This window comes from Pseudomonas sp. ACN8, assembly GCF_002303925.1.
Taxonomy (GTDB): Bacteria; Pseudomonadota; Gammaproteobacteria; order Pseudomonadales; family Pseudomonadaceae; genus Aquipseudomonas.
Genome location: NZ_MRCS01000058.1, coordinates 13,803 through 34,756, shown reverse-complemented (window position 1 = coordinate 34,756; position 20,954 = coordinate 13,803). Strand labels below are relative to the sequence as shown.

Genomic DNA, 20,954 nt, shown 5'->3' with positions numbered 1-20,954 from the left:
GGGTGGCCTTCACCCATTCCCATCATGGGTTACTCAAAAGGGGTAGTGCGTGGACGCGTTGTTGAAAGAGTTACCGGTGCACCAGGGGCTGGCTCGGGTCTTCACGGCGGTGGGGCAGGACGGTTTCTGGCGTGCGCTGGTCGATACCCTGCGCTTGCTGGTGCCGCTGGATAACGCGCTGGTGGCGCTGATGCGCCCGGGCCATGTGCCGCGCCTGCTGATTGATTTCGATGCCATGGACAGCACCGAAGACCATGAAGAACTGGCCGATTACAGTGCCGGCATGTACCTGCTCGATCCGTTCTATCAAGCGGCCTGCGCGGGCATCGTCGACGGCTTGCATAGCCTTGATTCGGTGGCCCCCGACCAGTTCCAGCACAGCGAGTACTACCTGAGTTACTTCAGAAGGGTGGTCGGTGGCGACGAATTACAGTTCATGGTCAACGTCGACGGCGCCGTGCTCGGCTTGTCCCTGGGGCGTGCGACACGCTTCAGCCTCGAGGAACAGGGCCGCTTGCTGTGCGTGCGTGACTGGGTGCTGGCGGCGATGCGTCGACACCTGGATTTACTGCCGCCGGAAGGGTCGGTCGCCGAACCACCGGCCGGGGACCTGGCGACCTTGCTCGATCGCTTCGACGCACGCCTGACCCTGCGGGAAATCGAAACCGCACGCCTGATTCTCCAGGGCTTCTCAAGCAAGGCCATCGCCCAGCAAATGGGCATTTCCCCGGAGACGGTGAAAGTGCACCGGCGCAATCTCTATTACAAGCTCAATGTGAACGGGCATGGCGAGTTGTTTGCGTTGGTGTTGCGGCCGCGATAAGTCCGTTGACTCTGGTGACCATACCGACGTCTTCGCGAGCAGGCTCGCTCCCACAGGTGTTGTGAATGCCGCCAATCCAATGTGGGAGCAGGCTTGCTCGCGAAGGGCGCGACTCGGTGTTACTGCCGAAACACCAAGGCCTTCAACCCACACTCGGCATCCGCATCCGGAAACTCCGGCGGGTTCTCCAGCCGCTGTTCGAACCGCAGGCTCGGGGCTTCGCGGGTCACGCCATCGATCAGGAAATCGGCGCCAAAGGCCGGGTCGTTCATGCACGCCAGTACGGTACCTTGAGGGCTGAGCAATTCCGGTAGACGGCGCAGTACGCGCTGGTAGTCCTTGGTCAGCAGGAAGCTGCCTTTCTGGAACGACGGCGGGTCGATGATCACCAGGTCGTACGGCCCCTTGCCGATCACCTTGCCCCAGGATTTGAACAGGTCGTGGCCGAGGAAACTGACCTTGCTCATGTCGTGGCCGTTGAGCCGGTGGTTGTCACGGCCACGGTTCAAGGCCGGGCTCGACATGTCGAGGTTGACCACGTGGTTCGCGCCGCCTTCGATGGCCGCCACCGAGAAACCGCAGGTGTAGGCGAACAGATTCAGCACCCGCTTGCCCTCGGCATTGGCGCGGACCCAATCGCGGCCGTAGCGCATGTCGAGGAACAGCCCGGTGTTCTGTTTGCGGCCCAGATCGACCCGATACTTCAGGCCACCCTCGGTGATGGTCATTTCCTCGATGACGTCCCCCAGCAGCCACTCGGTGGTGCTTTGCAGCAGGTAGCGATGTTGCAGCAACAGGGTATGGGCAGCGGATTTTGCCCACTGCTCAGACTGGGTGATCGCCATCAGCAACTGCTTCAAGTCTTCCAGTTGCGCCGCTTCTGGCTCCTTGAACAGCGCCACCAGCACCACGCCCTGTAACCAGTCCACGGTCACTTGCTCCAGCCCCGGCCAGCAGCGCCCGCGCCCGTGGAACAGGCGGCGGGTTTCGGCGGGGGCGGTTGCCAGGGCGGTCAGCAGGTGCTGGTTGAGGATGGCGAGGGCTTCAGGGTTCATTGGATCGGGTCGATGGCGTGGAAAGGGGCGGCATTTAACCATAAATGCCCATCTTGCGGTCTACACAAAACCTTGTAGGAGCGAGCCTGCTCGCGATGGTGTAACAGGCACCGTTGTGTCGTCTGACACACCATCGCGAGCAGGCTCGCTCCTACAGGTTTTGCGGTGGCCTTGAGGGCCAGTTATCACGTTTAATTTAACTTTACGTGAGGATTTGGCGATCTTCCGGCTCCCATACTCGGCTCCAACGAACAACAACGAACGGGAGCCGGACATGTCGCAGAGCACTGCTTCACCCAAGTCCAGTCATCCACGCTGGCTACGCTTGACCCATTGGCTCAACGCCCTGGCGGTGCTGGTGATGGTCACCAGTGGCTGGCGCATCTACAACGCCTCGCCGATCTACGAATTCAGTTTTCCCAAGTCGATCACCCTCGGCGGCTGGCTGGGTGGCGCGCTGCAATGGCATTTCGCAGCGATGTGGTTCCTGGCGATCAACGGCCTGATCTACCTGGCCTTCAACCTGTTCAGCGGGCGCCTGAAGCGACGTTTCTTCCCGGTTTCGCCCAAAGGCGTGCTGCACGATCTGTGGGCCGCCTTGCGCGGAAAACTCGGGCACACCGATCTCAGTCATTACAACCAGGTGCAGCGATTTGCATACCTGTTCGTGATGGTCGACATCCTCCTGCTGGTGCTCTCCGGGCTGGTGCTGTGGAAGTCGGTGCAGTTCCCGCTGTTGCGTGAATTGCTGTTCGGCTACGAGGGCGCACGCCGCGTGCACTTCTTCACCATGGCGCTGTTGGTGGCCTTTGTGGCGGTGCATCTGGTGATGGTTGCGCTGGTTCCGAAAACGCTGTTGGCCATGATTGTCGGCCGCAAGGAGCAGGTATGAAAAAGCGCATCCGGATCCCCGGGCTGGACGAGACTTCGATCCTCACCGATGCCCGCAAGATCCTCGCCCCGCAGATCGAAGACCGCTCGCGCCGCACGTTCCTGCTGCGTGGTCTGACCCTCGGCGGCGTGGCGATGTTGTCCGGCTGCAACATCACCGACAACGAAAGCGTCGAGACCGCGCTGTCGTCCATGTCGCGCTTCAACGATCGGGTGCAGGGCTGGTTGTTCAACCCCAACGCGATGGCGCCGACCTATCCCGAATCGATGATCACCCGGCCGTTTCCCTTCAATGCCTTTTACGGCATCGACGAAGCGCCGACGGTGGAGGAGGAGGGCTATCGCCTGGAAGTCACCGGCCTGGTCGCCGACAAACGCAGCTGGCGCCTCGAAGAACTGCGGGCCATGGCCCAGACCGAGCAGATCACCCGGCACATTTGCGTCGAAGGCTGGAGCGCGATCGGGCGTTGGGGCGGTGTGCGCTTCAGCGACTTCCTCAAGCGCATCGGCGCCGACACCGATGCCAAATACGTCGGCTTCAAATGCGCCGACGACTACTACACCAGCATTGACATGGCCACCGCACTGCATGCGCAAACCCTGTTGACGCTGACTTATGACGGCGCGGTGCTGCCGCGCGAATACGGCTTCCCGATGAAGCTGCGCATGCCCACCAAGCTTGGCTACAAGAACCCCAAACACATTCAGGCGATTTTCGTCAGCAACACCTACAGCGGCGGCTACTGGGAAGACCAGGGCTACAACTGGTTCGGTGGCAGCTGATGAACGTCCCAAACATTCACCGTCCGTAAACCCACGCTCCAAGGAGTTTCATCATGAAAAAACTGACCACTGTTGTTCTGTCCATGTGCCTGGCCGTTGGTGCTGCCTCTGTGTTCGCTGCTGACACGATGAGTAATGACAGCATGAGCAAGGATTCAATGTCCAAGGACGCCATGTCCAAGGATGCGATGAAGAAGACCGATTCGATGTCAAAGGACGCGATGTCCAAAGACAGCATGTCCAAGGATGCAATGTCCAAGGACGCGATGAAAAAAGACGCCATGTCCAAGGATGCGATGAAAAAAAGCGAAATGTCGCAGTAAGCCCGGCCACCGCGGTCCATGTGGGAGCGAGCCTGCTCGCGAAGACGTAGTGTCAGTCGCTATCGATGTTGGCTGAACTACCGCATTCGCGAGCAGGCTCGCTCCCACAGGTTTTTTCCGCAGGGCTCAGGGATAGCGTGCCGCCTGATGGGCAAAATTGATCAGTACGCTTGTTACCGGTCACCTGGCTGCAACAAAAATGAATTTCCGCCGAGTCCGCTGCTCATACCTTTTAAGTGGCGGGTCAGAATCCGCGAAATCATTGTGGCAATCAGAGAGCGGCACGGTCATGAGTCGAGTACCGACGGCGGGCGGGGATCTTCCCGGCGGGTTGATTCTGGTGGTTGAGGACGACCCGCTGATCCTGGAGTTTCTCTGTGAGATTCTTCAGGAGGAAGGCTTTGTCGTCGAGCCGAAAATCAGTGCGGACGCGGCAGCGATCTATCTGGAACAGCATGCTCCGGATGTCGGTATGCTGCTGACAGATATCACCATGCCCGGCACGCTCAACGGCGCGGACCTGGCCAACCAGTTCGGCGATCGCTGGCCGGACAAGCCGATCATGATCATGTCCGGTTTCGAAACCCCTGAAAGCGCAGGCGTGCGGCACGCGGTCTCGTTCATCAAGAAACCCTGGATGATTGGCGGGCTGCTCGATTGCGTGGGCCAGACCTTCAAGTCCAAACGACTCAACTGACCTGCGTGCAGATGCTACATTGCCGGGCAAATCCGTCCGGCACCCGCGAGGTTCTTTTCCTTGTCCGATCACTCTGTTTTCAACTCGACCTACCGTGCTTTCCTGTTCGACATGGACGGCACCGTCCTGACCTCCATTGCCGCCGCCGAGCGGGTCTGGACCACCTGGGCGGTGCGCCATGGTGTCGATGTCGACAGCTTCCTGCCGACCATTCACGGCGCCCGCGCCATCGACACCATCAGGCGCCTGGGCTTGCCCGGGGTGGATGCCGAGGCCGAAGCCGCGTGGATTACCGAAGCGGAAATCGTCGACGTCGACGGGGTATTGGAAGTGGCTGGCGCGGGGAAATTCCTGCGGTCCTTGCCAGCCAGCCAGTGGGCCATCGTCACTTCCGCCCCGCGGGAACTGGCGTTGCGGCGGTTGGCGGCGGCGGGGATTCCCGAGCCTGCTGTCATGATCACCGCCGAGGATGTGACTGCTGGCAAACCGGATCCCGCCGGTTACCGCCTCGCGGCCCGTCGCCTGGGTGTCGAGGCCGGGCAGTGCCTGGTTTTTGAAGATGCCACGGTGGGGATTCTGGCGGCCGAGGCGGCGGGGGCGAACTTGATGATTGTCACGGCGACCCATGAGCAGCCGATCGAGACGTTGCATGGGACGTTGGCCAGTTATGATTCGGTTCGGGTTCTGGTGGATGCCGCAGGTCTGCGTCTGCAAGCGGTCTAATGTGTGCGAGCCTGCTCGCTCCCACAGGGGATCATTGTTCCAGTCAGTAAACCCCGGGGATCAGCCGCCAGCTGCGTGCGCAATAGGCCTCGTATTCACTGCCGAACTGCGCCCTGAGCAAGGCCTCTTCCGAGTGAATGCGCGCGATCAGCGGGACCAGCGTCAGCGCCACCAATATCAGCCCGACACCAGAGCGAAAGGCCAGTGCCCAACCGGTGCCGATGACCATCATCCCCAGGTAACTGGGGTTGCGCAGGTTGCGGTAAATCCCCTCGGTGACCAGTCGATGCCCCGGTTGAATGGCCACCAGCCCGCTGAAGCGCTTGCCCAGCACAAACACCGGCCACAACCGCAGCGCGCCACCCAGGATAAACAACAGCGCGCCGAGCCAGCGCACGCCTTCACCGCCAAAAGTCCAGAAATCGATGCGGTCGGTATAGGCCGGCAGAAAGCCGCTCAGCAAACCGATCACGCCGAAGGCCGGAATGACCCAGCGGTTGGCCCGGTCTTCGCGTTCCCCCGAACTCAGGTTGACCTCGGTGAACAAAGAAGCGACAGCCATGATCAGGGTGGCCAGGGCAACGACGACCAGTGAACCGTGGCTGAAGTAAGTCGCGAAACCACCCAGCCCCCAGATCGCCAGGGTGAGGTAGGCGAGGGTGCTGACGACGGCGAAAAACGCCAATTTGGCGGAGATTTTCATGGTGCCTCCACGAACAGGCTTAATTTTAAGTGTAGATACCGTCTTGTCCCCTCGCATTGCGCAGCCCGGCGCCGGACCGCTGAGACGGTCGCCCCGAGGCCGGGTGAACTAAACTTGCATCAGAGGACCGTTCACCGCTGGCTCGTTGACCTGTTCGGCGAGCCGGTGGCGTGTAACAGGAACCGACATGCTGCACATCCGCACGCCTTTGATCCTGCACCCTGGCCTGTCGACCCCGACCCGCCGTATCTGGCTGAAACTGGAAAACCTGCAACCTGGCGGCTCGTTCAAAATACGCGGCATTGGCTTGCTGTGCAGCCGGGCGGCGCAGCAGGGCAAGCGCAAGGTGGTCTGTCCCTCCGGCGGTAACGCGGGACTCGCCACGGCCATGGCCGCTGCATGCCTGGGGCTCAAGGCATGCATCGTGGTGCCGCACACCACCCCGCAAAGCACCCGGGCGCGGATCAGCAATACCGGCGCCGAGGTGATCGTGCACGGCAAGGTCTGGGACGACGCCAATCAACGGGCACGGGAACTCGCCCAGGATCCACGCTGTGAATTTGTGCCGGCCTTTGACCATCCGGTGTTGTGGGAAGGGCACAGCACCATGGTCGATGAAATCCTTGAAGACTGCCCGCCAGTGGATGTGCTGGTGACATCGGTGGGCGGCGGAGGTTTACTGGCGGGGCTGCTCACCGGACTGATTCGTCATCGGCACACCGATTGCCGCATCGTAGCCTGCGAAACCGAAGGCGCGGCGTCGTTCGCCGCGGCGGTGGCGGCCGGGTACCCGGTCAAATTGCCGAAAATCGACACGGTCGCCACCTCCCTGGGCGCCGCGCAAGTGGCCGCCTGGCCGGTCAAGCACATCGGCGATTTCTCCCATGAGTGCGTGGTGCTCAGTGATGATGAGGCGATCATGGGCGTGGTGCGTTACGCCAATGATTTGCGTCAGCTGGTCGAACCGGCGTGCGGGGTTTCATTGGCGATTGCCTACCTGGATCACCCGGCGATTGCCGACGCCAATGACGTGGTAATCGTGGTGTGCGGCGGGGTGAGTATCAACGCGCAGCTCGTGGCCGGGTGGGCACGCTTGTCCACTGGCACGCACGCCAGGTAGGGCCGGAAACGCTATCCCGGTGTCACAAGCCCCACCGCTGGCGATGACGATCTTCAGTGATCGGTGGCAACGCCTTCCTGGACGAGAATGGCGCGGGCCAGGTCCTCGTCGCTTGCGTTGTTGAGGGCGGGATTGTCCTGGCGGACCTTTTTCAACAGCGCCTCCAGGTAAGCACCACGAATTGCACCGCCGCTGGCGACGAAGCTGGAAGCGTCATCCCGGGCGGGAATCATGAGTTTGTCGTCTTTGAACGTCGAGTACAGCGACGCGGAAACCCCGGCGGAAGTGGCGACGTCACCCGCATCCACTTTGGCCAGAGCCGAACCGAAGGGTAAACAAAGTACCAGGGAAGAAAGGATAAACATGCGGCGCATGACGGTGTCCTCCGACAGCATAAGGGAAGTACCACATAGTTTAGGATGCGTGGCGGTCGCCGAGAGTTCCCTGGCATTGGCGAGGAACGGGGTGAGAGGGAGGCTGGGTCGTTGAACATCGATATTCAAAGCGTGGTGATCGGGGCCGGCGTGGTCGGGCTGGCGGTGGCCAGGGCCCTGGCCATGAGCGGGCGCGACGTGCTGGTGGTCGAGGCGGGTGAGGGCATCGGCACGGGCATCAGCTCGCGTAACTCTGAAGTGATTCATGCCGGCATCTATTACCCTGGCGGCAGTCTCAAGGCGCGGTTGTGCGTGGAGGGCAAGCAGCGTCTCTACGCCTATTGCGACGAACACGGTGTCGATTACCGGCGCGTGGGCAAGTTGATCGTGGCCACCGATGAGCAGCAGCGCGCAGCTTTGCAGCGTCTGTTGCAGCAGGGGGGTGCCAATGGTGTCGATGACCTGCAATGGCTGGATGGCCCGCAGGCCCGGGTGCTTGAACCGGCGTTGTCCTGCGTCGCGGCGTTGTGGTCGCCGTCAACCGGCATTGTCGACTCCCACGGGCTGATGTTGGCGCTTCAGGGCGATGCCCAGAGGTTTGGCGCGACGCTGGCCTTGCACACGCCGTTGCTGTCAGCCCATTGCATCGATCAGGGTTTTGAGTTGCACATGGGCGGCAGTCAACCCATGACGCTGTGCAGCCGCGAATTGATCAACTGCGCGGGGCTGTCCGCGCCCGAGGTGGCGAGCAGCATCGTCGGTCTGCCTGGACCATTCATTCCCCGGGCGCATCTGTGCAAGGGCAGTTATTTCAGTCTCAATGGCCGGGTGCCGTTTCGCCACTTGGTGTATCCGGCCCCGGAGAGCGCGGGACTGGGTGTGCACATGACGCTGGACCTGGGCGGGCAGGCGCGCTTCGGGCCGGATGTCGAATGGGTCGAGCACATTGATTACCGCGTCGAGTCCCGCCGGGCCGAGGGGTTCTATCAGGCGATCCGGCGCTATTGGCCGGGTTTGCCGGACAACAGCCTGCAACCGGCCTACAGCGGCATTCGCCCGAAAATCAGCGGGCCGACCGAGCCGGCCGCCGACTTTCTCATCAGTGGTCGGGCCGAACATGGGGTGGCGGGGCTGGTCAATCTGTTTGGCATCGAATCACCGGGGTTGACCAGTTGCCTGGCACTCGCCGAACTCGTGGTGAAACGCCTGGACGACCGATGATCAGGGCTGGCACTGCTCGGCGCCCATCGGGTCTATGCTGGAAGGTGCGCTTACCGCCATCGGAGAACTCTGATGATCACCGTACGCACGGCCTGCCTGCTGGCCGATTACAAACGCTGGGCCAATCAGCGCCTTTTTGACAGCCTCGCGGCGCTCCCTCCGGGCGAAGTCAAGAAAGAACGGGTGTCGGTGTTCAAAAACATGATCGGCACCCTCAATCACGTGTACGTGGTCGATTGCATCTGGCAGGCGCACCTCGAAGGCCGGGGGCATGGCTTCAAGACCTCGCACGACCTGTTGCATGCCGATCTGTCCGAACTGCGCATGGCGCAAAAAACCATCGATCGCTGGTACTGCGACTGGAGCGCCCGGCAAACCGATGCCTCCCTGGACAAACTCCTGGAATTCACCTTTGTCTCGGGCGAAAGCGGCACCATGAGCGCCGGCGCGATGCTGATGCACGTGGTCAACCACGCCAGCTATCACCGTGGCTGGGTGGTGCAGATGTACTTCGAGATTCCGGCCATGCCACCAGTGACCGACATGCCGGTGTACCTGCGCGAGTCTGAACCGATGTTTCTGCAGTCGATCAATGCCCCGATAGTGGCGCTGCCATGTGCTGTGCAATTTTCGAGCGCAACCAGCGTTCTGCCGGATCGTTATCGTTGACCCCGTTCCAGACCATCGACAGTTCGGACAGGTTGATATCAAAGGGCGCATCGTCCGCCCGTAACTGGCTGCTGCCTTCGATCAACGCACTGGCCGCGTAATCCGGCACGGTGGCGAGCAGGTCAGTACCCGCCAGCAAGGCCCGCAACCCCGCGAACTGAGGCACCGCCAGCACCACCCGGCGCGAACGGCCGATCCGGGCCAGATCGTTGTCGATGGCACCGCTCAGGTCCCCGGAAAACGACACCAGTGCGTGAGGGCGTTCGCAGAACTCGTCCAGGGTCAACGGGCCGGGGCGGTCATCGCCGCGCAGGATTTTCACGCTCAAGTCGCGCAATTTCTTGCGCTTGGCGTTGGCCGGCAATTCTGTGGTGTAGCTGATGCCGACGGAAATCTCGCCACTGGCCAGCATCGATGGCATCAGCAGGAAATTCACCCGGCGCACCACCACCACAACGTTCTGCGCCTCTTCACGAATCTGCTTGAGTAGCGGCGGAAACAGCCCGAACTCGGCGTCGTCCGACAGACCGATACGAAACACGTCGCGGCTGGTGGAGGGATCGAAATCCTTGGCCCGGCTGACCGCACCGGAAATGGTGTCCATCGCCGGCTGCAATTCCTTGAGTATCTGCAACGCCCGCAGGGTCGGCTCCAGGGTGCGTCCGTTGCGCACCAGCAACGGGTCGTCGAACAGATCGCGCAATTTGGCCAGCGACGCGCTGACGGCAGGCTGGCCGAGGAACAGCTTTTCCCCGGCCCGGGTCAGGTTCTTCTCGAACATCAGAGTTTCGAAAATCACCAGCAGGTTCATGTCCACGCGGCGCAGATCGTTGCGGTTCATGCCGGGGTTCTCGGTGGGTTTATGAGGGTTTTTTCAGTAAAGCACCAAACCCTGCGGAATCTAGCGTTCGCTGAATACCTGTGGGAGCGAGTCTTGCTCGCGATAGCGGTCTATCGGGCAAAAAGGATGTCGCCTGACCCAACGTCATCGCGAGCAGGCTCGCTCCCACACTGGATTTTCAGCGAGCACAAATGCTGCCGCTACACTCTTCTCGACCATGATCGTGCCTTGCAGCGTCTGATGGACGCTGCCCTGGCGCAGAACGTCGAAATCGTGGTCGGTGGCCCATACAGCTCGGGCATCCTCGCCGGTGGTGCGCACTTCGAATACCAGAAGGCCAGCCCGGCGATCATCAACAAGGTCGAGCAGATCAAACGCATTGCGGCGGCCTATGGTGTCGACATCAAAGCGGCGGCGTTGCGGTTCTCGTTGGCCAACCCGGCAGTGGCCGCTGCATTCTGGCAGGCAATGCGTGAGGCGAAGCTGGTTTCCGAGCGCGCACCCTTGCCCTTCATTGGAGATTTGGCATGAAAATCGATTTGAGCGGAAAGCTCGCAATTGTCAGCGGCAGCACCGCCGGCATTGGCCTGGGCATCAGCCAGGCACTGGCCGAGGCGGGCGCCATGGTGGTGGTGATCGGCCGCGACGCGGCCAAGGTCGAGCAGGCAATGGCGAACATTCGCCAGCGTGTTCCTGCTGCGCAATTGCGCGGCGTGACCGCCGACCTCGGCACCGCCGAAGGCGCCGCAACATTGTTCGCCGCCGAACCTCGGGCGGACATCCTGGTGAACAACCTCGGGATCTTCAACACCGTGGATTTCTTCGACGCCCCGGACAGTGAGTGGACACGCTTCTACGAGGTCAACGTGATCTCCGGCGTGCGCCTGTCCCGGCATTACACGCCGGACATGGTCAAGCAGGGCTGGGGGCGGGTGATCTTCCTGTCTTCGGAGTCCGGCGTGGCGACCCCGGCGGACATGATCAACTATGGCGTGACCAAAAGCGCCAACCTGGCCGTGTCCCATGGCCTGGCCAAACGCCTGGCCGGCACCGGCGTGACGGTCAATGCGATCCTGCCCGGCCCGACCTTTACCGATGGCCTGGAAGACATGCTCAAGGACGCCACGGCCGAATCCGGACGCAGCGCCCGGGACGAAGCCGATGCGTTCGTGCGCAAGGCCCGGCCGACGTCGATCATCCAGCGCGTGGCGGACGTCGAGGAGGTCGCCAATCTGGTGGCCTACGTCGCTTCGCCGCTATCTTCGGCCACTACCGGGGCTGCCTTGCGGGTCGACGGCGGTGTCGTCGACAGCCTGGCCATTTGAACCTTTTAGATTAGAGAGAACATTTCATGGCAACTGCATCGGCCTTCATCGATATCCCGGCTTCGGCCGAACAGGTCTGGCAATTGATTGGCGGTTTCAACTCGCTGCCGGACTGGCTGCCGTTCATTCCCAAGAGCGAGCTGAGCGAAGGCGGGCGCGTGCGTAGCCTGCAAACGGCTGACGGCGCCGTGGTGATCGAACGCCTGCAAGCGTTCGACAACGCGAGCCAAACCTACAGCTACTCGATTTTGCAGGCACCTTTTCCGGCGACTGATTATCTGGCGACGATCAAGGTTCAAGCGCAAGGCGAGGGCGCGCGGGTGACCTGGTCCGGGCGGTTCGAGCCGGTGGGTGTGAGCAACGAGGAGGTGGAGGCGTTGTTTACAGACATCTATCAGGGCGGGCTTGAAGCGCTGCGGGCCAATTACCCGGCTTGATAAACACCAGCAATCCCTTGTAGGAGCGAGCCTGCTCGCGATGGACGCAAGGTCGACGCGTCGAATCAGACTGCACGCGTTATCGTTGACGTCCATCGCGAGCAGGCTCGCTCCTACAGGGGATCAATTTCAGGCCGGCGGTATCAAACTCTCCCGACAATCAAGCACCAGTCGCGCGCCACCCAGTTCGCTGTTACCCACTTCCAGGGTAAATCCGTGCAGGCTGACAATCGCCGCGACGATGGACAGCCCCAGCCCGAAGCCGCTTTTATGATTGCCCGCCTCGGCGCGATAGAAGCGCTGGAACACCGCTTCACGCTCCGCCTCGGGAATGCCCGGACCGGAGTCGAGCACTTCGATTCGCGTGTGCCCGCCATCATTGACCCCGCGCAGGATCACCGCGCCGCCGGGCGGAGTGAATTTGATCGAGTTGCTGAGCAGGTTCGCCACCGCTTCGAACATCAGCGCCCGGTCGCCATTGAGAGGCGGCAATGACGCGGGCAGGTGCAACTGGAACACCAGGCCGTCGTCTTCCGCCAGGGGCAGGTAGAACTCATGCAGTTCTTGCAACAACGCCACCGGGTCCAGTTGCACGAAACCGGAGCGACGCTGGCGGTCTTCCAGTTCGGAGATCCGCAGCAAGCCACGGAAACGCGCCATCAGCGTATCGGCCTCGGCCAGCACCAGGTCCAGTTGCATGGCCTGCGGCGAGCCTTCGCCGGCTTGCTGTTGCATGCGGTAAAGCTGCGCACGCAGACGGGTCAGGGGCGTGCGCAGGTCATGGGCGATGTTGTCGCACACGCCCTTGACCTCGTTCATCAAGCGCTCGATGCGTTCGAGCATGGCGTTGACGATGGCGGCGAGCATGTCCAGTTCGTCACGCCGATTGGACAGTGGCAAGCGCCGGCTCAGGTCGCCGGCAACGATCGCTTCGGCACTGGCCTGAATCCCGCGAATGCGCCGCAATGGGCGTCGGCGCAGCAAATACCAGCCGACAATGCCCGGCACGATGGTCAGGGTCATACCCCAGAACAAGGCGTGAAGGATGATCCGGGTCACGGCGAACAGCGAGCCATTGTCGCGCACCAGCACCAGCCAGCGGCCGTCCAGGGTGCGGGTCGCCACGGCGTCGCAGCTGTCGGCGGGCAGCATCTGCTCGTCGCTGTCGTCGGAGGCATCGCAATCGCGCAGCATGTGGATCTTGCCATCGAGCGGCAAGCCGTTCGGGATGTAGCGCAGGGCGCCGCTGAGGTAACGGTGTTGGGCATCGAACAGGCCGTAGGCGTCGATGCCGCGGATGTCGAAGGTCATGCTGACGGCGAGGGCGTCCACCAGTTGCTCGTCGGAGAAACGCGAAAACAGATGCTGGCGTTGCATCAGCGAATGCTTGGCCAGGTTGTCCAGGTAAGCGGAAACCTCGTAGTACATGACCCCCATGAGGATCCCGCTCCAGATCACGAACAGCGAACTGTAGAGCGCCAGCAGACGGCTGCTGGAAGAGCGCCAGCCTTTAGACGGGTTCGGCAATGACATAACCCGAGCCTCGCACGGTCCGAATCAGTGGGGCATTGCCAGGCGGGTCGATCTTCTTGCGCAGTCGGCCGATGTGTACGTCGATCAGGTTGGTGCCGGGGTCGAAGTGGTAACCCCAGACTTCCTCGAAAATCATCATCCGAGAGAGTATTTGTCCGGTATTGCGCATCAGGAATTCCAGCAGTTTGTATTCGGTGGGCAATAGCGTCAGCAGTTGACCGTCGCGGCTGGCTTCGTGGCTGATCAGGTTCAGCTCCAGATCCGCCACCCGTAGCGTCGTGGCCTCGGCGGTCACGGTATTCTGCCGACGCAGCAGGACTTCGACCCGGGCGGCCATTTCATCGGTGGCGAAGGGTTTGGTCAGGTAGTCGTCGCCACCGGCGCGCAGGCCGCGCACGCGCTCATCGACGTCGGACAGGGCGCTGATCATCAGGATCGGCGTGGCCACGCCCATGGTCCGCAGAGTGGTGACGATCGCCAGGCCATCGAGTTCGGGCAGCATGCGGTCGAGGGTGATCAGGTCGTAGTTGCCGCTGACTGCACGCTCCAGCCCTTCGCGGCCATTGTCGACCCAGTCGACCTCGAGGCCGTGGCTACTCAGTTCGGCGACAATCTCCCGGGCGGTCACGGCGTCGTCTTCGATGGTCAAGATGCGGGTCATAGGGCTGGCCTGATAAGCAGTTCATTACGAAGTTACGAGCATTTTGCCAAGAATTGCCCGCGACTTAATAAATTAACTTTCATCTAGCTCCCACAATGGATTGATGGCGAACACAAACTCCGCGTACGACGCAGATTACTGTGGGAGCGAGCCTGCTCGCGATGACGGCTGTTCAGGCGAAATGAATCTGTCAGTCAATCGGCGTACTGACAAACACTTCAAGCCCTTCGGCATACTTCGTGAACGCTGCGATCCGCGGAAACTGCGCCGCACTCACCTGGTCCGGCACCACCAGGTTGGTGAAGCTCCAGGCCACGGCCAGCGTGATGCCATCCTGCGCAATCGAACCGTCAGTCTCAAGCGGCTGCTTTTCCAGCTCTCGCTCCAGCGCCGAATAGGCTGCCTTCAATTGTCCTTCGACCCGCTGCACCCAGGGCTCGAATTGAATCTCCTCGGGCCGCAGGTTGCGCTCGTAGTAAAGCTGCACGGATTTTTCGCTGGCGGCCAGGGCCAGGCCGATCAGGCGCAACGCGCGCAGGCGCTGACCCGGCTCGACGGGCATCAGGCTGTTGCCGGCCAGGATTTCCAGATAGTCGATGATCAGTGTCGAGTCCATCAGCACCTCACCGTCATCCAGCACCAGGGTGGGCGCCTTGACCACCGGGTTGATCTGCTGGAATTGTTCGAAGTGGCGGAATACCGAGACCGATCGATGTTCCAGGGCGATTCCCAGGCGTTTGGCAGAAATGGCGGCGCGCCTGACATAGGGCGAATCCAGCATACCGATCAGCTTCATGGTCCTTTCCTTTATATGGCCATTTCGGGAGGGACAACCTTAGCTGAGGTTCACGGCCCTGCAAATGACCGTGAATAATGTCCGGTGCCAGCCGTTTGTCTTCTATATACAGCCGCTCGATTGAATTTCTTGCTATAAACGCACTCCGATTACCGCCTCAAAGCCTGCCTTAGAGCATTTTCAGGGCTTTGTCGGACAAATTCGCAGTCTTTTCAGTTGCTGAGGCCTCAAGTCGGCCGTAGACTGCCGCCCCTCGTAAATTGAGTGCCGGGTGGCGCTTGGAACAAACGGCGCAGTTCCGATAACCTGCCCAGGTCTGCCGGAACGCTCCCTTATTCGCCTTAATGCACGTTTTTTTATAGAGATATCAATGACAAAGGACAAGTTGCTGGCCATGCCGGCGGATGACTACATGAATGCCGAGCAACATGCTTTTTTCTCCGAGCTGTTGCAGAACATGAAAGTCGAAACCCATGAGCGCATCGAACAGAACCGCATCGCCATCGAAAGCCTGGACACCCCGGCCGATCCGGCAGACGCGGCTTCGGTCGAAGAAGAGCGCACCTGGCTGGTGAACGCGATCGATCGCGACCAGCGCATGCTGCCTCAGTTGGAACAAGCCCTTGAGCGCATCAAGGAAGACAGCTTCGGCTGGTGCGACGACAGCGGCGAGGCGATTGGCCTCAAGCGCCTGCTGATCAGCCCGACCACCAAGTACTGCATCGAAGCTCAGGAACGTCACGAGCAAATCGACAAGCACCAGCGTCAGGCATGATTCCGTGAGGCAGTCCATCAAAATGGACTGCCTTTGAAAAGATCGCAGCCTGCGGTAGCGCCTACGCAACTGAAGTAGGGTGCTGCCGCAGGCTGCGATCTTTGTTTTCTGCCGTCTTCGATTTCCCGGTTCTTCTATTGATCTGCTGCAACGTTCGCGACTAAAGGCTCATGGATAATGGCTTTATGGTGGCGTTTAATGCGAAGACAACAATTAGAAGCTTTACGGGGTGACGATGATGACGAGAGACGGATCTCGGGTTGCGGCAGTGCCCGCACCCGTGCTGTTGCCGAAAAACCGCGGGCTGACGCCAACGCTGCAAAGCATCGCCCTGATGCTGTTGTTAAGCGGGATGACGCTGGGCGGATGGTCGCTTTACCTTGGCCTGCCCCTGGCCATATTGATTGTCTGGCTGCCTCGCCTGCGTTCGCGCGCGACCCCGCAGGCGGCTTGCCCCGCCAGCCCCGATGCCATCGGCGAGTTGACTCGCGATCTTTCCCACACCACCAGCCATAACGCACTGTCGGCCGCCGGTGTGGCGTTTTCGGTTCGGCAACTGGCGGACAAGCTGCAATCGCAGCTTACGGCGGCGGCACAGATCGTCAGCAATGCCGAGGTCATGATCACCACCGAACAGGCCACCTCGACGCTCAGTCGCCAGGCGCTCAGTGCCGCCAGCGAAGCTCATCAAAGCGGAGTGGTCGGGCGTACGGAATTGATCGAGTCCATTACACGCATGCATCAGCTCAGCCAGCGCGCGAGCAACAGCCGTGAACTGATCGAAGCCTTGAGCCTGCGCAGCGATGATATCCAGCGGGTGACCCTGGTGATTCAGTCCATCGCCAGCCAGACCAACCTGCTGGCGTTGAACGCCGCGATAGAAGCGGCGCGGGCGGGGGAGCACGGTCGCGGGTTTGCAGTGGTGGCCGACGAAGTTCGCGGGCTTGCCGCACGTACGGCGACCGCCACGGGGGAAGTGGGCGAAATGGTGGCCGACATCCAGCAACGCACGGCACAAGTGGTGGAGCAGATCCGGCAATTGTCCAGCGACCTTGACTCCGGCGTCGAGCAGGTAGAGCGGACAGGGCAGCACCTGGAAAGCATTGCCCGTCTGGCGGCCAGTGTCGAGTCCCAGGTCGGGGAGATCGCCCAAGGGGCAGACACCAACCGCGTACAACTCGACAGCCTGTTTCACGCCATCGAACAGATGCGCAGCGATCTGGTGGTCAGCGACCAGCAGACTCAGCGTTTGGCCCAGGCGGCGGTGCAAATGGAAGGGCAGGCCGAAACCATCAGCGAGCGTCTTGCCGAAGTGGGGCTGGATGACTATCACCAGCGAATCTATGACCTGGCACGGGACGCCGCGAGCCAGATTGCCGCGCGTTTCGAAGCGGATATCGATGCCGGTCGAATCAGTCTCGACGATCTGTTCGACCGCAATTACCAGGTCATCCCCGATACCAGCCCGGCCAAGTACCAGACGCGTTTCGACCGTTACACCGATCAGGTTTTGCCAGCGATTCAAGAACCGTTGTTACCGCGTCACGAAGGATTGGTGTTCGCCATCGCCTGCACCCAACAGGGTTATGTGCCGACCCATAACAAGGTGTTCAGCCAGCCGTTGACGGGAGATGCGCAGGTCGATGCCTTGCAGAACCGGACCAAACGCAAGTTCGCTGACCGTACCGGGATCCGCTGCGGCAGCCATCAGAAGGCCGTGCTGCTGCAAACCTATACCCGTGATACCGGCGAGCTGATGCACGATCTTTCGGTGCCGATCATGCTCAAGGGTCGGCATTGGGGTGGCTTACGCCTGGGTTACAAACCGGAAAAACCGCGCTAGAAACTCCGTGCTTTCGGATGGGCGTTCTCCAGCCGCGACGAAGCGCAGGAGTGCAAGGCTGCCTGGCTGGCGCAATTGAGCGCTTAAAGTCCTGGCAGCCTGCATTGAGGTAGTCAGTGGGTCTGGTGCATGCGCAGATTCAGGTCGTCGACCACCCGCGCCCAGTCAGCGTCTTCGCGCAGTTGTTCCTTGAGGAAGCCGGCCTGTTGCGGTGACCAGAACTCGGCGTCGATAAGCTTCTTGTCGTCAGGCAGGAAGTGGCCGGCAATGAAGTCGTCGATCGCTTTCTGGCTGGAGTCCAGGCCGAGCTGGTCGAACAGGCCTTTCAAGTCGTGGGTCGGTGATTCCATCTTCATCTCCTTGCAGGTCATCGGTCGGGTCGGGAAGCAAAGCGCGGTGTCCTGATTTCGAGGGCGCCGCACGGGCAGGGTTCGATCACGATGTTCAAACGCAACAATGAGCATAGACCGCCAACCCGGTAATCAGGCGTTCAATGCACCCGCATCGACCGCGGCCTTCAGTTCCCTGGCCGATTCCTGTGCCGCGATGGCGGCGACATCCGGGGTTTTGAACCAGCGATCCTTTTCGACCTGATGATAGGTCACGGTCTTGAGCGGTGGTTTGGCGCGCATGACAATCACGGCCTGGAATTCACCCTCGACTTCTCTGGCTTCACCCCGGATAAAAAACTCGCCGATATCAAATTCCGTCACGTTGCAGACTTCCCTTGGAAATACATTGTTGTTGTCAACGCAACCCGATTTTTGCGGATCCGTTTTATTGGGCGGGCAGTATGGCAGTAGTTGCCCGTCGACGGATGAGATAAGTCGGCGGGCAGACGAAACGTCGATAGAAGCGAGCGCGGTGGGATGTCAACCGTGTGATTCAAGAAACCGGGCGAGGGCACAGGCTTCGTTATGATTGGCTCGGAAACCTCTTACACTGCCTGTAGAAATATCCTTGATGTGAAAGAAGGCAATGCCTGCCATTACCACCCGAAATCGCGGGCGGGTCGGGGCATCGGGAGCTGGTTCATGGAGGCCGGGCCGTGTCGGGTGCGGGGTCGGCGCTGTTTCCGAGTCAGGTACGAGGGGATAGGCAAAGTGTGTCAGCGTGCACATATGAAGTCCTTTTCATTGTTTTACCGACGTATGTACGTCGTTTTGGCTAGTCGCCAAGAGCATCGCTGCTCTAGAATCACCCTCACTGGTGGGTGAATGATGTTTATCTAAAGCAATTTTTTGCGGACGATATGTAGGAAAAGTTTTTTTCTTGATGAGATTTTTCCCCGAAGTTGATAGTCCATAATTTTCTGGCAGCACGAAGGGTGTTTTCCTTCAACCTGTGACGAACACCAGTCAGGACGACGCGAGTGACGTTCCAGTAGTCTTCTCAAGCTTCGTGATGAATGAGTGCACTGCTCATTCAGGACTTCAACCCGGGTTCTTTGGCTACACCTTCGGCATTGCCGCTTTTTTGGCTGTGCGTTCATTTTTCGCGCACGGCACCATTATTCAGATGTGGGGATGTTTCCTTGGCAGTAAGTAATCTCGATATGCATGCTTTGTTCGTGCTGGGTGATTTGCGCGCAAAGCTGGTCAAGCAGTTTCAGTCACGTTTCGTTTACATCACCGAACAGAACGCTGAAGGCATTTACATTGCCGAAATCGACACCGAATCAGCCCTGGTGGTGGACGACAAGCCCGGACTCAAGCTCAAGGTCGGCGACCATTTCAGCGCGTCAGTGCTGCCCAGTCGCGAAGGCGGCAAGCTGGACATCAGGTTCCGCGACATCAAGCTGACGGTTTACGGAATTGGCGACTACGCCTTCGTGACCACGGCCGACGGTCAGGGGATCGTGTTCAAGGAAGGACACAGCGTGGTGATGGTGTTCGCCGCCCATCAACAGTTGCAGGAGGGCCTGACCAAGACCCTCAAGGCCGTGACCGCCAAGGCGGCCAAGTGGCGCAAGGGCGAGCTGGTGACCTTCAAGGCCAGCGAGTGATGAACCAGACCCGCGCCGACTTCCACGAACAGAACCTGGCCAGCGCTCAAGACGAAGCGCGGCGGTTGTTCGGGCAGAAGACCATTCTGCAAGGAGCCTGGCTGAACTGGGTGGCGTCACAGCTTTACCAACTGCAACCGGCGGAGTACGCCAGCATGGTCAGGCGAGCACTGATGCGTTTGCAGGAAACTGGCGAAAACTGACCCACGCACCTCGAAAGCAGGAACCTCTACTACAGTCATTGGACTGAGTATTCAGAGGCTTCGCGGTCTACCGCCAGGCCACCCTGCTATTGCTGTGAACAGCACGAGGTGCAAAAGCATGAACGGATTTCGACGGTTGCTGGCTGCGGTCGTGGCCACTTTCGGTTTGTTGGCGACACCCGTCCCGGTGTCTGCCGCCCAGGCGCCGATCCACTTCGCCGACCTGAACTGGGAAAGCGGCAGCCTGATTACCGATGTCCTGCGCATCATTGTCGAGAAGGGCTACGGCCTGCCGACCGACACCTTGCCGGGCACCACCATCACCCTGGAAACCGCGCTGGCCAATAATGACATCCAGGTCATCGGCGAAGAGTGGGCCGGTCGCAGCCCGGTGTGGGTCAAGGCGGAGGCCGAAGGCAAGGTCGTCAGCCTCGGCGACACGGTCAAGGGCGCTACCGAAGGCTGGTGGGTGCCGGAATATGTGATCAAGGGCGACCCGGCCAAGGGCATCAAGCCGCTGGCGCCGGACCTGCGCAGTGTCAGCGACCTGCCGCGTTACAAAGACGTGTTCAGGGACCCGGAGGCCCCGACCAAGGGACGTTTTCTCAACAGCCCCATCGGCTGGACCTCGGAAGTGGTCAACAAACAGAAGCTCAAGGCGTATGGGCTGGATGACAGCTACGTGAACTTCCGCAGCGGTTCGGGCGCGGCCCTGGATGCCGAGATCAGTTCGTCAATTCATCGTGGCAAGCCGGTGCTGTTTTACTACTGGTCGCCCACGCCGTTACTTGGCCGTTTCAAGCTGATTCAACTCGAAGAGCCACCGTTCGACGCGCAAGCCTGGAAGACCCTGACCGACGCCGACAACCCCAATCCACAGCCGACCCGTTCCCTGGCCTCCAAGCTGTCGATCGGTGTGTCCACCCCCTTCCAGAAGCAATATCCGCACATTGCCGAGTTCTTTACCAAAGTCGACTTTCCGATCGAACCGCTGAACAAAGCGCTGGCCGAGATGAGCGAGAAACATACTCCGCCGCGCCAGGCGGCAGAGGCATTCATGAAGGCCCATCCGGACGTCTGGCGGGCCTGGCTGCCCAAGGACGTGGCGGATAAAGTCTCCGCCGCCCTATAGGCGCTGCCGCAGGTCGGGATC

General features: G+C 60.6%; 27 protein-coding genes and 1 pseudogene. 17 read left to right on the top strand and 11 right to left on the bottom strand.

The window, feature by feature from the left end; translation table 11 throughout:
• The first annotated feature begins 49 nt into the window (after positions 1-49).
• On the top strand, positions 50-823 hold the full coding sequence (locus tag BSF44_RS25545; protein WP_095945869.1) for a helix-turn-helix transcriptional regulator: 774 nt from the start codon (positions 50-52) through the stop codon (positions 821-823).
• A gap of 119 nt (positions 824-942) precedes the next feature.
• On the opposite strand, the gene BSF44_RS25540 is transcribed toward BSF44_RS25545, so the two are convergent.
• On the bottom strand, positions 943-1,878 hold the full coding sequence (locus tag BSF44_RS25540; RefSeq protein WP_095945868.1) for a class I SAM-dependent methyltransferase: 936 nt from the start codon (positions 1,876-1,878) through the stop codon (positions 943-945).
• A gap of 274 nt (positions 1,879-2,152) precedes the next feature.
• Here BSF44_RS25540 and BSF44_RS25535 point away from each other — a divergent pair, with 274 nt between their 5' ends.
• From BSF44_RS25535 to BSF44_RS25515, 5 genes are all read left to right on the top strand, one after another.
• Entirely contained in the window at positions 2,153-2,770 is a 618-nt protein-coding gene (locus BSF44_RS25535; RefSeq protein ID WP_095945867.1) for a cytochrome b/b6 domain-containing protein, read from the top strand.
• Complete coding sequence (locus BSF44_RS25530; protein ID WP_095945866.1) at positions 2,767-3,552, top strand: molybdopterin-dependent oxidoreductase; 786 nt, start codon at positions 2,767-2,769, stop codon at positions 3,550-3,552. The genes BSF44_RS25535 and BSF44_RS25530 overlap by 4 nt, the downstream gene beginning before the upstream one ends.
• 53 nt (positions 3,553-3,605) lie before the next feature.
• A complete protein-coding gene (locus BSF44_RS25525; protein WP_085729164.1) occupies positions 3,606-3,875 on the top strand; it encodes a pentapeptide MXKDX repeat protein in 270 nt (89 codons plus the stop codon).
• Between the two features lie 289 nt (positions 3,876-4,164).
• Complete coding sequence (locus tag BSF44_RS25520) at positions 4,165-4,572, top strand: response regulator (protein ID WP_095945865.1); 408 nt, start codon at positions 4,165-4,167, stop codon at positions 4,570-4,572.
• 60 nt (positions 4,573-4,632) lie between these two features.
• Positions 4,633-5,295, top strand: coding sequence for an HAD-IA family hydrolase (locus BSF44_RS25515; protein WP_095945864.1), 663 nt, complete (start codon positions 4,633-4,635; stop codon positions 5,293-5,295).
• A 43-nt stretch (positions 5,296-5,338) separates the two neighbouring features.
• On the opposite strand, the gene BSF44_RS25510 is transcribed toward BSF44_RS25515, so the two are convergent.
• A complete protein-coding gene (locus BSF44_RS25510) occupies positions 5,339-5,998 on the bottom strand; it encodes an isoprenylcysteine carboxylmethyltransferase family protein (RefSeq protein WP_095945863.1) in 660 nt (219 codons plus the stop codon).
• 187 nt (positions 5,999-6,185) lie between these two features.
• Here BSF44_RS25510 and BSF44_RS25505 point away from each other — a divergent pair, with 187 nt between their 5' ends.
• Positions 6,186-7,118, top strand: coding sequence for a pyridoxal-phosphate dependent enzyme (locus BSF44_RS25505; protein ID WP_095945862.1), 933 nt, complete (start codon positions 6,186-6,188; stop codon positions 7,116-7,118).
• A gap of 53 nt (positions 7,119-7,171) precedes the next feature.
• Here BSF44_RS25505 and BSF44_RS25500 read toward each other — a convergent pair whose 3' ends face one another.
• Positions 7,172-7,492, bottom strand: a complete 321-nt coding sequence (locus BSF44_RS25500; RefSeq protein ID WP_095945876.1) for a DUF2388 domain-containing protein — start codon at positions 7,490-7,492, stop codon at positions 7,172-7,174.
• Between the two features lie 111 nt (positions 7,493-7,603).
• Here BSF44_RS25500 and BSF44_RS25495 point away from each other — a divergent pair, with 111 nt between their 5' ends.
• Entirely contained in the window at positions 7,604-8,713 is a 1,110-nt protein-coding gene (locus BSF44_RS25495) for an NAD(P)/FAD-dependent oxidoreductase (RefSeq protein WP_095945861.1), read from the top strand.
• A gap of 72 nt (positions 8,714-8,785) precedes the next feature.
• Positions 8,786-9,382 (top strand): DinB family protein, encoded by a 597-nt coding sequence (locus BSF44_RS25490; protein ID WP_095945860.1) that lies wholly within the window; start codon positions 8,786-8,788, stop codon positions 9,380-9,382.
• On the opposite strand, the gene BSF44_RS25485 is transcribed toward BSF44_RS25490, so the two are convergent.
• Positions 9,303-10,223: a LysR substrate-binding domain-containing protein gene (locus BSF44_RS25485; protein WP_095945859.1), complete on the bottom strand. Its 921-nt coding sequence runs from the start codon at positions 10,221-10,223 to the stop codon at positions 9,303-9,305. The two genes, BSF44_RS25490 and BSF44_RS25485, sit on opposite strands and share 80 nt — an antisense overlap.
• A gap of 198 nt (positions 10,224-10,421) precedes the next feature.
• Between BSF44_RS25485 and BSF44_RS25480 the strand changes: the two are divergent.
• From BSF44_RS25480 to BSF44_RS25470, 3 genes and pseudogenes are all read left to right on the top strand, one after another.
• A pseudogene (locus BSF44_RS25480) lies at positions 10,422-10,754 on the top strand (aldo/keto reductase); the annotation flags it as partial.
• Entirely contained in the window at positions 10,751-11,548 is a 798-nt protein-coding gene (locus BSF44_RS25475) for an SDR family NAD(P)-dependent oxidoreductase (RefSeq protein WP_095945858.1), read from the top strand. The pseudogene BSF44_RS25480 and the gene BSF44_RS25475, both read left to right, overlap by 4 nt.
• A gap of 26 nt (positions 11,549-11,574) precedes the next feature.
• A complete protein-coding gene (locus BSF44_RS25470; protein WP_095945857.1) occupies positions 11,575-11,985 on the top strand; it encodes an SRPBCC family protein in 411 nt (136 codons plus the stop codon).
• A 129-nt stretch (positions 11,986-12,114) separates the two neighbouring features.
• Here BSF44_RS25470 and BSF44_RS25465 read toward each other — a convergent pair whose 3' ends face one another.
• From BSF44_RS25465 to BSF44_RS25455, 3 genes are all read right to left on the bottom strand, one after another.
• Positions 12,115-13,518 (bottom strand): HAMP domain-containing sensor histidine kinase, encoded by a 1,404-nt coding sequence (locus BSF44_RS25465; RefSeq protein WP_095945856.1) that lies wholly within the window; start codon positions 13,516-13,518, stop codon positions 12,115-12,117.
• A complete protein-coding gene (locus BSF44_RS25460) occupies positions 13,496-14,179 on the bottom strand; it encodes a response regulator transcription factor (protein ID WP_008052577.1) in 684 nt (227 codons plus the stop codon). The genes BSF44_RS25465 and BSF44_RS25460 overlap by 23 nt, the downstream gene beginning before the upstream one ends.
• Before the next feature lie 190 nt (positions 14,180-14,369).
• Complete coding sequence (locus tag BSF44_RS25455; RefSeq protein WP_095945855.1) at positions 14,370-14,975, bottom strand: glutathione S-transferase; 606 nt, start codon at positions 14,973-14,975, stop codon at positions 14,370-14,372.
• Between the two features lie 370 nt (positions 14,976-15,345).
• On the opposite strand from BSF44_RS25455, the gene BSF44_RS25450 reads away from it, so the two are divergent.
• Together BSF44_RS25450 and BSF44_RS25445 are read left to right on the top strand one after the other, a co-directional pair.
• Positions 15,346-15,750: a TraR/DksA family transcriptional regulator gene (locus BSF44_RS25450; protein WP_007907888.1), complete on the top strand. Its 405-nt coding sequence runs from the start codon at positions 15,346-15,348 to the stop codon at positions 15,748-15,750.
• 235 nt (positions 15,751-15,985) lie between these two features.
• Entirely contained in the window at positions 15,986-17,593 is a 1,608-nt protein-coding gene (locus tag BSF44_RS25445; RefSeq protein ID WP_371918297.1) for a methyl-accepting chemotaxis protein, read from the top strand.
• A 113-nt stretch (positions 17,594-17,706) separates the two neighbouring features.
• Here BSF44_RS25445 and BSF44_RS25440 read toward each other — a convergent pair whose 3' ends face one another.
• The 4 genes from BSF44_RS25440 to BSF44_RS30105 all read right to left on the bottom strand — a co-directional run bounded on the left by BSF44_RS25440 (position 17,707) and on the right by BSF44_RS30105 (position 18,915).
• A complete protein-coding gene (locus BSF44_RS25440) occupies positions 17,707-17,943 on the bottom strand; it encodes a DUF2789 domain-containing protein (protein WP_015094504.1) in 237 nt (78 codons plus the stop codon).
• 132 nt (positions 17,944-18,075) lie between these two features.
• Complete coding sequence (locus BSF44_RS25435; protein WP_008052572.1) at positions 18,076-18,306, bottom strand: hypothetical protein; 231 nt, start codon at positions 18,304-18,306, stop codon at positions 18,076-18,078.
• Positions 18,307-18,465: 159 nt separating this feature from the next.
• On the bottom strand, positions 18,466-18,714 hold the full coding sequence (locus tag BSF44_RS30855) for a hypothetical protein (protein ID WP_095945854.1): 249 nt from the start codon (positions 18,712-18,714) through the stop codon (positions 18,466-18,468).
• 12 nt (positions 18,715-18,726) lie between these two features.
• Positions 18,727-18,915 (bottom strand): hypothetical protein, encoded by a 189-nt coding sequence (locus BSF44_RS30105; RefSeq protein ID WP_141250094.1) that lies wholly within the window; start codon positions 18,913-18,915, stop codon positions 18,727-18,729.
• Positions 18,916-19,148: 233 nt separating this feature from the next.
• Here BSF44_RS30105 and BSF44_RS25425 point away from each other — a divergent pair, with 233 nt between their 5' ends.
• The 3 genes from BSF44_RS25425 (at position 19,149) to BSF44_RS25415 (ending at position 20,933) form a co-directional block, all read left to right on the top strand.
• Positions 19,149-19,598: a hypothetical protein gene (locus BSF44_RS25425; protein ID WP_172435400.1), complete on the top strand. Its 450-nt coding sequence runs from the start codon at positions 19,149-19,151 to the stop codon at positions 19,596-19,598.
• Entirely contained in the window at positions 19,598-19,801 is a 204-nt protein-coding gene (locus BSF44_RS25420) for a hypothetical protein (protein WP_095945853.1), read from the top strand. Before BSF44_RS25425 ends, BSF44_RS25420 begins: the two co-directional genes overlap by 1 nt.
• 118 nt (positions 19,802-19,919) lie before the next feature.
• Positions 19,920-20,933 carry an ABC transporter substrate-binding protein gene (locus BSF44_RS25415; protein WP_095945852.1) on the top strand — a complete coding sequence of 338 codons (1,014 nt, stop codon included), beginning with the start codon at positions 19,920-19,922 and terminating at the stop codon, positions 20,931-20,933.
• Positions 20,934-20,954: the final 21 nt, after the last annotated feature.

What these genes read in the sequence shown, in the direction of transcription:
- BSF44_RS25540 (WP_095945868.1), bottom strand. Translation starts at nt 1,878, where the DNA reads ATGAACCCTGAAGCCCTCGCCATCCTCAACCAGCACCTGCTGACCGCC.
- BSF44_RS25535 (WP_095945867.1), top strand. Translation starts at nt 2,153, where the DNA reads ATGTCGCAGAGCACTGCTTCACCCAAGTCCAGTCATCCACGCTGGCTA.
- BSF44_RS25530 (WP_095945866.1), top strand. Translation starts at nt 2,767, where the DNA reads ATGAAAAAGCGCATCCGGATCCCCGGGCTGGACGAGACTTCGATCCTC.
- BSF44_RS25525 (WP_085729164.1), top strand. Translation starts at nt 3,606, where the DNA reads ATGAAAAAACTGACCACTGTTGTTCTGTCCATGTGCCTGGCCGTTGGT.
- BSF44_RS25520 (WP_095945865.1), top strand. Translation starts at nt 4,165, where the DNA reads ATGAGTCGAGTACCGACGGCGGGCGGGGATCTTCCCGGCGGGTTGATT.
- BSF44_RS25510 (WP_095945863.1), bottom strand. Translation starts at nt 5,998, where the DNA reads ATGAAAATCTCCGCCAAATTGGCGTTTTTCGCCGTCGTCAGCACCCTC.
- BSF44_RS25505 (WP_095945862.1), top strand. Translation starts at nt 6,186, where the DNA reads ATGCTGCACATCCGCACGCCTTTGATCCTGCACCCTGGCCTGTCGACC.
- BSF44_RS25500 (WP_095945876.1), bottom strand. Translation starts at nt 7,492, where the DNA reads ATGCGCCGCATGTTTATCCTTTCTTCCCTGGTACTTTGTTTACCCTTC.
- BSF44_RS25490 (WP_095945860.1), top strand. Translation starts at nt 8,786, where the DNA reads ATGATCACCGTACGCACGGCCTGCCTGCTGGCCGATTACAAACGCTGG.
- BSF44_RS25485 (WP_095945859.1), bottom strand. Translation starts at nt 10,223, where the DNA reads ATGAACCGCAACGATCTGCGCCGCGTGGACATGAACCTGCTGGTGATT.
- BSF44_RS25475 (WP_095945858.1), top strand. Translation starts at nt 10,751, where the DNA reads ATGAAAATCGATTTGAGCGGAAAGCTCGCAATTGTCAGCGGCAGCACC.
- BSF44_RS25470 (WP_095945857.1), top strand. Translation starts at nt 11,575, where the DNA reads ATGGCAACTGCATCGGCCTTCATCGATATCCCGGCTTCGGCCGAACAG.
- BSF44_RS25465 (WP_095945856.1), bottom strand. Translation starts at nt 13,518, where the DNA reads ATGTCATTGCCGAACCCGTCTAAAGGCTGGCGCTCTTCCAGCAGCCGT.
- BSF44_RS25460 (WP_008052577.1), bottom strand. Translation starts at nt 14,179, where the DNA reads ATGACCCGCATCTTGACCATCGAAGACGACGCCGTGACCGCCCGGGAG.
- BSF44_RS25455 (WP_095945855.1), bottom strand. Translation starts at nt 14,975, where the DNA reads ATGAAGCTGATCGGTATGCTGGATTCGCCCTATGTCAGGCGCGCCGCC.
- BSF44_RS25450 (WP_007907888.1), top strand. Translation starts at nt 15,346, where the DNA reads ATGACAAAGGACAAGTTGCTGGCCATGCCGGCGGATGACTACATGAAT.
- BSF44_RS25445 (WP_371918297.1), top strand. Translation starts at nt 15,986, where the DNA reads ATGATGACGAGAGACGGATCTCGGGTTGCGGCAGTGCCCGCACCCGTG.
- BSF44_RS25440 (WP_015094504.1), bottom strand. Translation starts at nt 17,943, where the DNA reads ATGGAATCACCGACCCACGACTTGAAAGGCCTGTTCGACCAGCTCGGC.
- BSF44_RS30855 (WP_095945854.1), bottom strand. Translation starts at nt 18,714, where the DNA reads ATGTGCACGCTGACACACTTTGCCTATCCCCTCGTACCTGACTCGGAA.
- BSF44_RS25425 (WP_172435400.1), top strand. Translation starts at nt 19,149, where the DNA reads ATGCATGCTTTGTTCGTGCTGGGTGATTTGCGCGCAAAGCTGGTCAAG.
- BSF44_RS25420 (WP_095945853.1), top strand. Translation starts at nt 19,598, where the DNA reads ATGAACCAGACCCGCGCCGACTTCCACGAACAGAACCTGGCCAGCGCT.
- BSF44_RS25415 (WP_095945852.1), top strand. Translation starts at nt 19,920, where the DNA reads ATGAACGGATTTCGACGGTTGCTGGCTGCGGTCGTGGCCACTTTCGGT.